General features: G+C 60.9%; 9 protein-coding genes and 1 pseudogene. 1 reads left to right on the top strand and 9 read right to left on the bottom strand.

The features are described 5' to 3' along the window. Nucleotides 1-6: 6 nt before the first annotated feature. From JFT85_RS03165 to JFT85_RS03175, 3 genes and pseudogenes are all read right to left on the bottom strand, one after another. A pseudogene (locus JFT85_RS03165) lies at nucleotides 7-1,719 on the bottom strand (ShlB/FhaC/HecB family hemolysin secretion/activation protein). 363 nt (nucleotides 1,720-2,082) lie between these two features. Continuing rightward, nucleotides 2,083-3,267 (bottom strand): DUF2252 domain-containing protein, encoded by a 1,185-nt coding sequence (locus JFT85_RS03170; RefSeq protein ID WP_053255809.1) that lies wholly within the window; start codon nucleotides 3,265-3,267, stop codon nucleotides 2,083-2,085. Between the two features lie 257 nt (nucleotides 3,268-3,524). Continuing rightward, complete coding sequence (locus JFT85_RS03175; RefSeq protein ID WP_201229189.1) at nucleotides 3,525-4,436, bottom strand: LysR family transcriptional regulator; 912 nt, start codon at nucleotides 4,434-4,436, stop codon at nucleotides 3,525-3,527. Between the two features lie 132 nt (nucleotides 4,437-4,568). On the opposite strand from JFT85_RS03175, the gene ampC reads away from it, so the two are divergent. Beyond that, complete coding sequence (gene ampC, locus JFT85_RS03180) at nucleotides 4,569-5,711, top strand: class C beta-lactamase (protein WP_201229192.1); 1,143 nt, start codon at nucleotides 4,569-4,571, stop codon at nucleotides 5,709-5,711. Nucleotides 5,712-5,843: 132 nt separating this feature from the next. On the opposite strand, the gene dctM is transcribed toward ampC, so the two are convergent. The 6 genes from dctM to JFT85_RS03210 form a co-directional block, all read right to left on the bottom strand. Continuing rightward, nucleotides 5,844-7,124 carry a C4-dicarboxylate TRAP transporter large permease protein DctM gene (gene dctM / locus JFT85_RS03185; RefSeq protein ID WP_053255806.1) on the bottom strand — a complete coding sequence of 427 codons (1,281 nt, stop codon included), beginning with the start codon at nucleotides 7,122-7,124 and terminating at the stop codon, nucleotides 5,844-5,846. Beyond that, on the bottom strand, nucleotides 7,124-7,756 hold the full coding sequence (locus tag JFT85_RS03190; RefSeq protein WP_053255805.1) for a TRAP transporter small permease: 633 nt from the start codon (nucleotides 7,754-7,756) through the stop codon (nucleotides 7,124-7,126). Before JFT85_RS03190 ends, dctM begins: the two co-directional genes overlap by 1 nt. A 174-nt stretch (nucleotides 7,757-7,930) precedes the next feature. Then, a complete protein-coding gene (locus tag JFT85_RS03195; RefSeq protein WP_201229194.1) occupies nucleotides 7,931-8,914 on the bottom strand; it encodes a TRAP transporter substrate-binding protein in 984 nt (327 codons plus the stop codon). A gap of 150 nt (nucleotides 8,915-9,064) precedes the next feature. Continuing rightward, the gene (locus JFT85_RS03200; RefSeq protein ID WP_053255803.1) at nucleotides 9,065-9,880 is read right to left on the bottom strand and encodes an HpcH/HpaI aldolase/citrate lyase family protein; all 816 of its coding nucleotides are present in this window, start codon (nucleotides 9,878-9,880) and stop codon (nucleotides 9,065-9,067) included. Nucleotides 9,881-9,894: 14 nt separating this feature from the next. Next, nucleotides 9,895-11,088 (bottom strand): CaiB/BaiF CoA transferase family protein, encoded by a 1,194-nt coding sequence (locus JFT85_RS03205; protein WP_201229196.1) that lies wholly within the window; start codon nucleotides 11,086-11,088, stop codon nucleotides 9,895-9,897. A gap of 9 nt (nucleotides 11,089-11,097) precedes the next feature. Next, complete coding sequence (locus JFT85_RS03210) at nucleotides 11,098-12,447, bottom strand: MmgE/PrpD family protein (RefSeq protein ID WP_201229198.1); 1,350 nt, start codon at nucleotides 12,445-12,447, stop codon at nucleotides 11,098-11,100. Nucleotides 12,448-12,456: the final 9 nt, after the last annotated feature.

Here is a 12,456-nt window from a genome sequence, read left to right on the forward strand (position 1 = left end):
GTTGAATTAGAGGAAAAAATCCATGCGAAAGTAGATCGGCGCTTCGCGGTCAAGCAGCGCGGCCGGTCGTTCCAGCGAGTGGGCAAAGGTCACGCTGGTGCTGACGTGCTGGCCACGGGCGAACAGCTCAAACGAATTGCTCGACACCCGGCCATGCACTTCGCGGTTGTAGCGCGCGTTACGGATAACGCCTTGGTCATAGCCGACACTGGCGCCGTATTCGCCGAACACCGGGCGCAGCCAGCCGAGCGTTACCGGGCGGCTCCAACGCAGGTCATTGCGCCAGTAGCCGCCGCTGTCACCATTGAGTTGCTGGTCCTTGAAACCGCGTACCGACGAAGAGCCACCGAGGCTCATGCGCTGCGGGCTGAACAGCACGTCTTCACTGCGCTGGCCGGTGGCCAGGCTGGTGAAACTGAAGGACTCACCCCACAGCCTGAACGGTTGCAAGTAGCTGACGGTGGCGGTGTATTTGCGGTAACGCGCATCCGGCACGCCCGGGCCGGGGTTGTGATTGCCCTGGGCGTCGAACGCGCCGGTGCCGTTCTGCATACCGACGTCGAGGTTGACGAAGGCGCTGCCAATGCGGCGCCCATGGTTGATGCCCAACTGCAACTCACTGAGGCGATTGCTGCTCTCTTTGAGGTGGTTGTCGTTGATGTAGTTGTTGGTGCGCAGGTGGGCCACGCCAACGTTCACCGAGGTTTTGCTCAGGGCGTCGCGGTGGATCACGCGCTCGGCGCGCAACTGATGGTTTTGGCTGTCGCCGGTTTGCTTGAAGTCAAAGCCGTCGCCTTGGGCCACCGAGCGATAATCGCTCTGGTTGTAGCTGTAACTGAAGTTCCACCACCCCCACGGCACGTTGTAGTAGAGCATCGCGTTTTTTGAGGTTTTCTGGTGATCGCTGATGGCGTCGTGGCCGCCGCGCAGAATCAACTGGTCGGCCAGACCCAATGGGCTGTCCCATTCAAAGCCTGTGCCCCACTGCTGCTCTCCGGTACTTTTCTGGCCATCGTTGTTGCGTGACAAACTGGCACGCCACGGCTTTTGTGGCGTGTTTTTTACCAAAACGCTACTGCCGCCCACTGCGTCGCCGGGCGCCAGTTCCATTTGCGCCTGGTTGGACGCAAGACGGTTGAGTTGATCAATGGCTTGTTCAACTTCGCGCAAGTTGAGCAAGTCGCCGCTATTACCGGGAAAGGCCATGGCCAGTTCGCGGGCTGACAACTAACTGTTGTCGACGCCTTTCAGACGTTCAAGTTTGCCTTCTACCACCAACACTTGCAGATGCCCCTTGGACAGGTCTTGTTGCGGCAAGTAGGCGCGGCTGGTGACCAGGCCTTTGTCGATGTAGTGGTCGGTAACTACCTTAAGCAAATCATTGAGTTGGGACACACCCAGGCATTGATCGATAAAGGGTTCAAGCAGGCGTTCGCGCTGAGCACCAGAGAGGCTGTCGGCGCCGTTGAGTTCGATGGTTTGGATGGGGAAGCAACGGGTGTCCACCGGAGCCACCGGGGCTGCCGGTTTTACCTCTTTGCCGGGCAATTCCTTGAGTTCTTGAAGACGTCGCTGTTGCTCTTCCAGCAGTCGGTTTTGCCGATCGCGAATCAGGTCCTGGTCGCCAGGATTGGTCGCGGCAAAGGCGCCATCAAGGGCACTGAGGCACAATAACGTCAGGCATAGAAAAGGCCGAGTCCATGGCGTTGGCAGGTGCATATCCGTTCCGTCGAAAAATGATGGCGGCAACCTAACATCGAACTTAGGAGATGCCAAGATTCCGACAAACGTGATATTCACGTTAGAATCGCTACTATCTTATTGATTTAAAAGCACTTTATTGGTTTAACACCTTGAATGCTCATTAACGTTTCAGACCAACGGCAAAGCACATCGACTTGACAGTCACAAAGTAATAAAAATTCAAATAGGACGTTGCCTAGGATTCGCGCGAAAAATCGTAAAAAACACAACCCGCAACAAACTGCTCTCCCACTGCGCGGTTGCGGCGCCTTGCCTTCAAGTGCAGAGGGGCACCCACTGGAACACCCCAATGTGTTCCAGTGCGACGTCGTAGCGTGGTTAGTGCTCCAACGCATAGCGCCGACAATGGTTGAGATAACCCTGCTCGTGGCTGCCCACCAACTGCACCACACTGGTCCATAACCACGACGGTGCATCCAGTTGTTTAGAGCGGTTTTCCTGCAATGCCGCCATCCAGTCCTTGCGCGTTTCCCGGTCCATCTGCCGGGCGTGGGCGATGCCGACGACGCGGGCCAGGTATCCGGCGGCGTGCATGGCGTCGGTCTCGCTCAGTGCATCCAACTCCAGCTTCATGTCCTGGGGCAGCAATTCACGGATGAAAAAACCGTGGTCGAGAAACCGCGTCGCCACCATGCGCTCACCCAGGCCGGGTGACAGTTGGCGTGCGCCTTCCACCACACGCCGGCCATTGTCACGCGGCATTTTCGCCCGCGCTGCGCGAGGTGCAGCAGCGCCGACGGCTTCCTTGATGTCGATCAGGCAATATTCCTGATCATCCTTGTCACCAACGCCCAGCAGCGCCGCATAGCGCTTCAAACCCAAGGAACTGCAACCCTTGACCCAATAAGCCGAGTCCAGCAGCTCAACCTTGGCGTCTTTGGGGCGGCCCTTGAGCGAGCTCACCAACTGGTGGATTTCGTCCGAAGCACAGACGGTTTCCAACGCGCTCTTTTCCGCCCGGGACAATGACCAGAAATGCTTGCCCAACGGGATGGTCGGACGCACATTTTCGATACGCTCACGCGCGAGGTTTTTCCAGGTGCGCTCCACTGCACTGCGCATGCCGGCCTTGACCTGGGACGGGCGCGGCGGCACTGCATCGGGTTTGTCTTTAAAGGCTTGCTCGTAGCCGACCATCATTTCTTCGAGCATGCGCGCGGTCGTCACCCCCGGTAGGTCCGAGCCCCGCGCGGCGGTGGCCAGGGATAAGGCCAGACGTACCAGGTCGTGGGCCGGGTTGCCGATCACGGTCTGGTCAAGGTCGCGTATGTGCATGTCAATACGGCCCTTGTTGTCGCCGGTAGGGCCCAAGTTGCCCGCGTGGCAATCACCACAAATCCAGATCGCCGGGCCGTGGGGCAAACGGCGGCCAGGGAGACTGTGCAGCCACTCGTAAAATTGCACCGTGCTGCCTCGCACGTAGGCGTGGGCGGAACGCGCCATCTTCAAGTTGCGCAATTGCGTGAGGTGGGGAATGCGGTCAGAGGGACGCGGGGTTTTCATGGATTAACTCAGTACAGGAGAAACGATAGAGCCTGGCCTCACCACGAATGTTTCATAATGTTTCAAAAATAGTCAGTTGGGTCCTCTAATTAACAACAGGGCCGCCATCACCAAAACCTACAATAGATTCGGAACACACCGACTTGCTTATCCAGCAGCCATCACCATGATCAGACACTCGTAGCGACGAGGCTGTGCAGATGGCTTGTGGTAGGTGTCAGGGGTTGAGCGCGCGCGTTGCCGAGTGCAGGCCAGTTTCAGAAAGGTGCCCTGCGACCGGCCCTGTCGGGTACTTGCACGGCCACCGTTCCGCGCAACCAGCCTTTGAACGCGAGCATTGCCGAGGTCTCCGCGCGCGATTGCAAGCGCGTCAGCCAATAACTGCCGGTGGTAATGCCCACGTCGAAAGGTTGACGAATCACATCCGTCGCCAGTTGGCGCGAGAACATCATCGCCGGCGCCAGCGCCACGCCGATGCCCTGCAATGCGGCTTCCATCATCGCCAGCGAGGAGTCGAATACGATATTGCGCGGTATCAGGGTGTCGGCAGGCAGCCCGGCTGCCTGGAACCACAGGTTCCACTCATCGGCGCGGTAGGAGCGCAGCACGGTATGTTTGAGCACATCGGCAGGTGTGTGTAATTGCTCGGCGAGTGCCGGCACGCACAACACCGTCAACGGCGCTGCCAATAATTGGCACGCCTCGGTGCCGTGCCAGGCGCCCGCGCCGAAACGGATCGCGTAATCGAGGCCTTCGGCGGCGACGTCGACGCGGTTGTTGTGGGTCGACAGGCGCAGGTCGATAAACGGGTAGCGGCTCTGGAACTCCGGCAGGCGCGGCAGCAACCAGCCGACGGCAAAGGTGCCGACCGCGCCCACGGTGAGTACTTCGCGGTAATGCCCGCCCTCGAACTGGCCCAGGGTATGTGCAATACGGTCGAAGGTCTCGCGCAACACCGGCAGCAGGGTTTCGCCCTCACTGGTCAGCATCAGGCCGCGTGGCAGGCGTTTGAACAAGGTGACGTTCAGTTGCGCTTCCAGGCTTTTGACCTGATGGCTCACCGCCGCCTGGGTCACGCACAGTTCAATGGCGGCCCGGGTAAAGCTCAAGTGACGGGCCGACGCCTCGAATGCACGCAGGGCATTGAGCGGCAAATGCGAACGCAGCATGGCTTACCCCAAATTTTTCTAATGGCAGGTGCGAGATATCATCGTTTGTCGAAGGGGCAAAATCCACTTAGATTTGCGGCGCCTGCGCAGGCCTTGATCGTCAGAGCATCATTTATAGGGAAGCGAAGCACCATGAACCACACCGTACAAAAAATGCTGATATCGGCCTTATTGCTCGGCTCCGGCACCTGCATGGCAGACGCCGACATGCGCCAGGTCATCGACACCCGCGTGGCACCGTTGATGCAGCAGCAAGGCATTCCCGGCCTGTCCATCGCCGTGGTCAACAAGGGCAAGGCGCAATACTTTAACTACGGCGTCGCGAACAAGGACACACAACAGCCGGTGACCGAGGACACCCTGTTTGAAATCGGCTCGGTGAGCAAAACCTTCACCGCCACCCTCGGCGGTTATGCCCAGGCGACCGGCAAGCTCAAGCTCTCCGACAAGGCCAGCCAGCACTTGCCCGCGCTGGCCGGCAGCGCCTTCGACCAGATCAGCCTGTTGCAACTGGCGACCTACACGCCAGGCGGCTTGCCCCTGCAGTTTCCCGACGCTGCCGACAGCGCCGAGAACATGCTCGGCTACTTCCAGCATTGGCAACCGACTTACGCGCCGGGCGCACAACGCCTGTATTCCAACCCGAGCATCGGGTTGTTCGGCTATCTGTCGGCGCAAAGCCTTGGCCAGCCGTACAACGTCGCCATGGAGAAAACCCTGCTGCCCAAGCTGGGCCTGAGCAACACCCACGTCAGCGTGCCCGCCGACAAATCCGACCAGTACGCCCAAGGCTATGACAAGCTCCAGAAGCCTGTGCGCGTGGGCCCCGGCGCACTCGACAGCGAAGCCTATGGCATCAAGACCAGCGCCCAGGACCTGGCTCACTACGTCATGCTGAACATGCACCCGCAAACCCTGGAAAAGCCGCTGCAACAAGCCATCGCGGCCACTCACGCCGGTTACTACACCGTGAACGGCATGACCCAGGGCCTGGGTTGGGAACGCTACCCCTACCCGATCAAACTGAACGCGTTGCTGGACGGCAATTCCACGCCCATGGCGATGGAACCGCACAAGGTCAATTGGCTGACGCCCGCACAGCCGCAACCGGCCAACGTGCTGTACAACAAAACCGGCTCAACCGGTGGTTTTGGAGCGTACGTGGTGTACGTGCCGAGCAAGGATATGGGCGTGGTGATTCTGGCGAACAAGAATTACCCGAATGCTGAGCGGGTCAAGTTGGCCTATACGATCTTGAGCGCGCTGGACCACTAACGCCTGGCAAAAACCAAATGTGGGAGCGGGCTTGCTCGCGATAGCGGAGTGTCAGTCGCCGAATTCATTGGCTGACACGCCCTCATCGCGGGCAAGCCCGGCTCCCACAGGGTATTGCTGCGTTAATGAGTGCTACATCCCCAGCCAGTGCGGCAATGCCAGCGAGATAAACGGCAAATAGGTGACCATGATCAGGAACACCAGCAAGATCATCAGCCACGGCATCGCAGCCCGAATGGTCTGCCCCAGCGTCAGCCCGGTCACCGCCGAGGTCACGAACAGGTTCAACCCCACCGGCGGGTGCACCAGGCCGATTTCCATATTGACCACCATCACAATGCCCAGGTGAATCGGGTCAATACCCAGCTTCATCGCAATCGGGAAGAAGATCGGCGCCAGGATCAGCACGATGGCCGACGGTTCCATAAAGCTGCCCGCCACCAGCAGCACGACGTTGACCATGATCAGGAAGCCAATCGGTGTCAGCCCTTCAGAAATGACCCAGGCGGTAATTTCCTGCGGGATTTGCTCGGTGGTCAACACATGCGCAAAGAGCATGGCGTTGGCAATGATGAACATCAGCATGATCGCCAGCCGGCCGGACTCCAGCAGCACCTTCGGGCAGTCGCGCAGTTTCATGTCCTTGTAGATGAACAAGGCGACAAACGCCGAGTACACCGCCGCCACCGCCGCCGCTTCGGTTGGGGTGAACATGCCGCTGTAGATGCCGCCGAGGATGATCACCAGCAACAGCAAGCCCCAGAAGGCGCGACGCGCACAGCTCAACCACTCACGGAACGTCGCGCGTGGCTGTGCCGGGAGCTTTTTGATGCGCGCAACGATGTAGATCGCGACCATCAGCATCAAGCCCAGCAGCAACCCCGGAATGACCCCGGCCATAAACAGCTTGCCGACCGAGGTTTCGGTGGCTGCCGAGTACACCACCATCACGATTGACGGCGGAATCAGGATGCCCAGCGTGCCGGCATTACAGATGATCCCGGCGCCGAACTCCTTGGGATAACCCGAGCGCACCATGCCCGCCACAGCGATTGACCCCACCGCCGCCACAGTGGCGGGCGACGAGCCGGACAACGCCGCAAACAGCATGCACGCCAGCACTGCGGCAATCGCCAGGCCGCCACGGATATGGCCAACACAGGCGTTGGCGAAATCAATCAGGCGTTGCGCCACACCACCGGTGGTCATGAACGCCCCGGAGAGCAGGAAGAACGGAATGGCCAGGAAGGTGTAGGCGTCCGAGGTTTCAAACAACTTGATCGCCAGCGAACTCACCGAGTCCTGGCTGAACATCAGGATCGACACGGCGCCGGACAAGCCCAGGGAAATCGCAATCGGCACGCCGAGAAACATGAACACGAACAACAGCAGGAACAAACAGAGCACGGCCATCAGTGACGCTCCTCATGGCTGCCGGCCAACTTGCTGGCCTCACCGGCCTCGTCGGCCAACCCCAACCCGACCTGGCGGTGGGTGAACAGGCGATAGAAAATTTCCAGGTAGCGGATAAACACCAAGGCAAACCCGATGGGCACGATGATCACGATATCGCCAACGTTCACGCCGTACTGGTCGAGGTCTTCGGCGCCGATATCGGCCGTCATCACCGCACTCACCCACTTGTAGCTGGCGACCATGAACAGCCCGGCGTAGGCCAGGCAGCACAGGCACGCGAGCATGCCAAGCAGGCGTTGCACCGGGCGCTTGGTCAGTTTGACCAGTGCATCAACACCCAGGTGGCCGGCGGTGCGCACGCCGTAGGAAATGCCGAAGAAAATCAGCCAGCCGAACATGGCCTTGGTCAGCGCTACGCTCCACGTCATGTCCTGGGCCCAGGTCATGGTGTGGTCACCAAGGGCATTGAAGAACGGGCTGCTGACGGCCCACTTGTCGGCCAGGGAGAAGAACAGTGTGTAGATGTTGTTGAGCATGACGTAGACGAATGTCACCAGGGTCATGGCGGCCAGCAGGAAGGCAATAAAGCCTTCCTCCAGGTGCTCCCAGACGCGCCTTAGCGTTTGCATGGCAAAACCTCGCGAAGCAGAGATAGGTAGGTGCAAGGCTCGGGGTGATCACCGGATCAACATCTGGGCGCGGGCTTGCGCGCGAATGCGGCGTGTCAGTCGCCAGTGTCTCCACTGACAGACTGCATTCGCGAGCAAGCCCGCGCTCACATGAGAACGCGGTACGGCCCTGAATTACAGGTTGGAAGCGTCCGCCGCCTTGATCAGGTCAGCCCCGATCTCGCCTTCGAACTTCTGCCACACCGGGCGCATGGCTTCGCGCCACAGTTGGCGTTGCTCGGGGGTCAGTTCGATGATTTCGCTGGTCTTGGCGTCGATGATTTTTTGCTTGGCCGACTGGTTCAGCGCTTCGGCCTGTTTGTTCACCTCGGCCGTGACCTCCAGCATGATCTGCTCGAGGGTGGTGCGGATATCCGGTGGCAGGCCGTTCCAGAACTTGGCGTTGGTAATCACCATGTAGTCGATCAGGCCATGGTTGGACTCGGTGAAAAACTTCTGCACCTCGTTGACCTTCTGGCTTTCATAGTTCGACCAGGTGTTCTCGGTGCCGTTGACGGTGCCCGTCTGCAGGCCCTGGTAGACCTCGGCGAAACTCATCTTGCGCGGGTTGGCGCGGATCGCCTTGAACTGTTCTTCGAGCACGCTGGAGGCCTGCACGCGGAACTTCAGGCCACGGGCGTCCTTGGGCTCACGCAGGGCCTTGTTCGACGATAGTTGCTTGAGGCCGTTGTGCCAATAGGCCAGGCCGAGGATGTTTTTGTCCTGCATCGAGGTCAGCAAGGCTTTGCCCTGGGCGGCCTGGAAACGGTCGACGGCGGCCAGGTTGTTGAACAGGAACGGCAGGTCGTAGATCTGCACTTGCTTGGTGTATTGCTCGAACTTGGCCAGGGACGGCGCCAGCATCTGCACATCCCCCAGCAACAGTGCTTCCATCTCCTTGCCATCCCCGAACAGCGACGAGTTCGGGTACACCTCGACCTTGACGCGGCCCGGCAGGCGTTCTTCGGCGAGCTTCTTGAACAGCAGCGCGCCCTGGCCTTTGGGGGTGTTTTCGGCGACCACGTGGGCGAACTTGATCACAATCGGGTCCGCCGCCTGGGCCAGGCCCGCGACAAACACAGTGGCGGCGCAGAGCAGCGCCCGAGAAAGCTTGAGCATGGGGAATCACCTTTTTATTGTTGTATTGCAAGGCAAGGTGCCTGATGTAATGCGTGTAGTGAATTTCGAATTTTAGATACCTGCGTTCGGCCTGGCCGAACGCCAATGCACAGCACAATGAAGCGCCACTGTGGCCGCCGGTCTCGTCAGTTAGAGCTGGGCCGCCAGCAACCTTTGCGCGCGCAGCAGCACCGGGGCATCCACCATCTGCCCATCAATCTGATAGGCCCCTGCCCCGTGCGCACCGGCGTCCACCACGCGCTTGGCCCAGGCCAGGTCTTCGGCGCTCGGTGCCAAGGCTGCATGGATCAGTGCAACCTGCCTGGGATGAATGCACAGCGCGCCGGCAAAGCCCATTTCATAGGCATGCCGAATCGCGCGACGCAAACCTTCAGGGTCGTCGATGGCCGGGTGCACACCGTCCAGCGGCGCGACCAACCCGGCCGCGCGCGAATGCACGATCAACGTCAAGCGGGCCTGGTCGAGGGCGAATTGCGCGGCCGGAGAATGGCTGCTCAGGTTCAGGTCGAGGGCCAAGTCCAGGCCGCCAAATGACAGACGCTCAACGTGCGGCGCCTGGGCGATTTCGGCCACGGCCAGCAAACCCCGGGCACTTTCGATAATGGGCCAGATGACTTTGCCGGCGGCCGCCACCACCGCCACTTGGGCGGCACTCTCTACCTTCGGCAGCAGCACGCCCGCCACATTTGCATGGGCTTTGCAGAACGCCACATCGGCGAAATGCTCGGCATGTTCCGGCGCATTAATGCGCACCCACACCTGGGCCTCTGGATGCTGTTGCAAAAACACCCCGAGGTTATCCCGTGCCTGACGCTTGAGCGGTTCTTCCACGGCGTCTTCAAAATCCACAATCACCGCATCAGCGCCACTGGCCAACGCTTTGGCAAACCGCTCCGGGCGGCTGCCGGGGACAAACAAGGCGGAACGAACGACAGGCTTTGGCATCACTGAATTCCTTATTAAATAACGCCGCGGGTACGCAGACGGTCGATGGCGTCACCCGAATAACCGAGCTGAGCGAGGATGGCCTGGCTGTGCTGACCCAGCGCCGGCACTGCATCCATGCGTGGCGTGAAGGCGGCATTACGCGCCGGCGGCAGTAATGACGGGAGTGGACCGGCCGGGCTGGCGACTTCACGCCAGCTGTCACGCGCCTTGAGTTGCGGGTGGTCCCACACGCCTTGCATGTCGTTAACCCGTGCGCTGGCGATCTGCGCATCTTCCAGGCGCTGGATCACCGCCTCGACGTCCAGCTGCGCAAAGCTGTCATGGATAATCTGGCGCAGCGCGTCGCGGTTGGCCGAACGCTTGAAGTTGGCGCTGAAGCGCTCGTCAGTCGCCAGCGATGGGGTGAGCAGCACCTTGTCGCAAAACGCCGCCCATTCGCGCTCATTCTGCAACCCGAGCATCACCGTGCCGCCGTCGCCGGTGGGAAACGGCCCGTAAGGGTAGATCGTCGAATGCGCCGCCCCGGCACGCGGCGGCTGAGGCGCGCCGTCGAACGCGTAGTACATCGGGTAGCCCATCCACTCCACCAGACTTTCCAGCATGCTCACGTCAATGCGGCTGCCCTTGCCGGTTTTACCGCGCAGCAACAACGCAGAAAGGATGCCGCTGTAGGCGTACATGCCGGCGGAGATATCGGCGATGGAACAACCGGCCTTGGCCATCTGGTCGTCGCCCGGGCCGCCGGTGACCGACAGAAACCCGCCCTCGCTCTGGATCAGCAAGTCATAGGCCTTCTTTTTCTCGTAAGGCCCACCTTCGCCATAACCGGAAATGTCGCAGACAATCAGGCGTGGAAACCGCTCCTGCAGCGCCTCGAACGACAGGCCCATGCGCGCTGCCGCACCGGGCGCGAGGTTCTGCACCAGCACATCGGCGTCGGTCAGCAGGGTTTCGAGAATATCGCCCGCCTCGTCCTGCTTGAGGTCCAGGGTCAGGCTTTCCTTGGAACGGTTAGTCCACACGAAATGCGAGGCCAGGCCGCGTACGCGCTCGTCGTAACCACGGGCAAAGTCACCGGCCCCGGGGCGTTCGATCTTGATCACACGGGCGCCCAGGTCCGCCAACTGGCGGGTGCAAAATGGCGCGGCAATCGCGTGTTCCAGGCTGACAACGGTGATGCCGTCCAGCGGTCGTTGATTAGTCATGAAGGGTCCTCAAAGCCAGTCGGCCAGGGACGCTGCGTGGCGCAGGTTCCAGACCTTTTCGATCAGTGCGTCAGCTTCGGCCGGTGTGCGCGCGCCGCTGAATTGGGTGAGGCGCTGGAACTTATCTGCCAGTTCCACACGGCTCAGCGTGTTGCCCGGGTCACCTTTGGGCTCGTCGATGGCGCCGTGCAGCGTGCGGCCGTCGACCGTGGTGACAGTCACGCGGCCCAGCCAGCGTTGCGGGTAGGCGCGGTCGACCTCGGGGTCGAGGGTCATGCTGACCTTGTCGCGAAAGGCCCAAACAGCCGGGTCGCTCAGTGCGCATTCATGGAACTCGGTCAACCCGGCCTTGCCATGCACTGCGATCAGGCCGAGCACGGTGCCCATGGAGAATTTGGCCTGGTGCACGCTGGTCGGCACGTTCACACGCCCCAGCACGTCGATGGCGCCTTGATGGACACGGGTTTGCACATGGGCGATTTGTTCGGCGCGCAGCCCGTTGCGCTGCATCACCTCCAACAGCGCGTCGGCGGCCGGATGGGTGTGGCGGCACGAGGCGTGGAACTTGAACGAGGTTTCCAGCAGCGCCCAACGGCTGCCGAGCTCGGCTGACAACTTGGCAGGCGTGGCGTCACTGGACATGCCCGCCGCCAGGCCCTGGTCGCCTTCAAGGATATTGCGCGCGCCGGTCAGCCCGTCCGCCGTGAGGTAGGCCGCGAGCAAGCCATCCGCCGCCGCTTTGGCGGTGTGCAATTGTTTGGAGTCGGCGGCGTCGCGCAGGAACTCCCACAGCCCGGCGGCCTGGGTGCCGGCAGTGCCCAGCAGGTTAATGAATTGCTCTTGGTTGAAATCCAGTAACTTGCCCACGGCGACAGCCGCGGCCAACGTGCCGACGGTGGCCGTGGTGTGGAAGATTCGATAGTGGGAACGGCCCATGAATTCACCGATGCGAATCCCCGCTTCATAACCGGCCACCGAGGCCAGGAGCAACGCGCGGCCGGATTTTCCGAGGTCTTGCGCGGCGGCTAACGCGGCCGGAAACACCACGGTCGCCGGGTGCAGCACGGAGCTGTTGTGCAGGTCGTCCTGCTCCACCAGGTGCGACGACGCCGCGTTCACCAGGGCGGCGAAATACGCGCTGCTGCTGCCACCGCTGACGATGACCTGGGCCGGGCCACGGCTCGGCCCCATCTTTTGCGCATAGCGTTCGAACAACGTAATCGGGTGCGCGCCCTTGCTCGCCAAGGCAGACGCCAGCCAATCCAGATACAGGTCTTCGGCACGCGCCAGGACGTTGTCGGGCAACTGCGCGTAGCTCAACTCGGCCAGGAATCGACACAGGGCTTGGGTGTGGCTCATGGTCCGTCC

The sequence above is a fragment of the Pseudomonas sp. TH04 genome (genome assembly GCF_016651355.1).
Classification (GTDB): Bacteria; Pseudomonadota; Gammaproteobacteria; order Pseudomonadales; family Pseudomonadaceae; genus Aquipseudomonas; species Aquipseudomonas fluorescens.

Excerpts from the sequence above, each read along its gene's own strand:
- JFT85_RS03170 (WP_053255809.1), bottom strand. The coding sequence starts at position 3,267 with ATGAAAACCCCGCGTCCCTCTGACCGCATTCCCCACCTCACGCAATTG.
- JFT85_RS03175 (WP_201229189.1), bottom strand. The coding sequence starts at position 4,436 with ATGCTGCGTTCGCATTTGCCGCTCAATGCCCTGCGTGCATTCGAGGCG.
- ampC (WP_201229192.1), top strand. The coding sequence starts at position 4,569 with ATGAACCACACCGTACAAAAAATGCTGATATCGGCCTTATTGCTCGGC.
- dctM (WP_053255806.1), bottom strand. The coding sequence starts at position 7,124 with ATGGCCGTGCTCTGTTTGTTCCTGCTGTTGTTCGTGTTCATGTTTCTC.
- JFT85_RS03190 (WP_053255805.1), bottom strand. The coding sequence starts at position 7,756 with ATGCAAACGCTAAGGCGCGTCTGGGAGCACCTGGAGGAAGGCTTTATT.
- JFT85_RS03195 (WP_201229194.1), bottom strand. The coding sequence starts at position 8,914 with ATGCTCAAGCTTTCTCGGGCGCTGCTCTGCGCCGCCACTGTGTTTGTC.
- JFT85_RS03200 (WP_053255803.1), bottom strand. The coding sequence starts at position 9,880 with ATGCCAAAGCCTGTCGTTCGTTCCGCCTTGTTTGTCCCCGGCAGCCGC.
- JFT85_RS03205 (WP_201229196.1), bottom strand. The coding sequence starts at position 11,088 with ATGACTAATCAACGACCGCTGGACGGCATCACCGTTGTCAGCCTGGAA.
- JFT85_RS03210 (WP_201229198.1), bottom strand. The coding sequence starts at position 12,447 with ATGAGCCACACCCAAGCCCTGTGTCGATTCCTGGCCGAGTTGAGCTAC.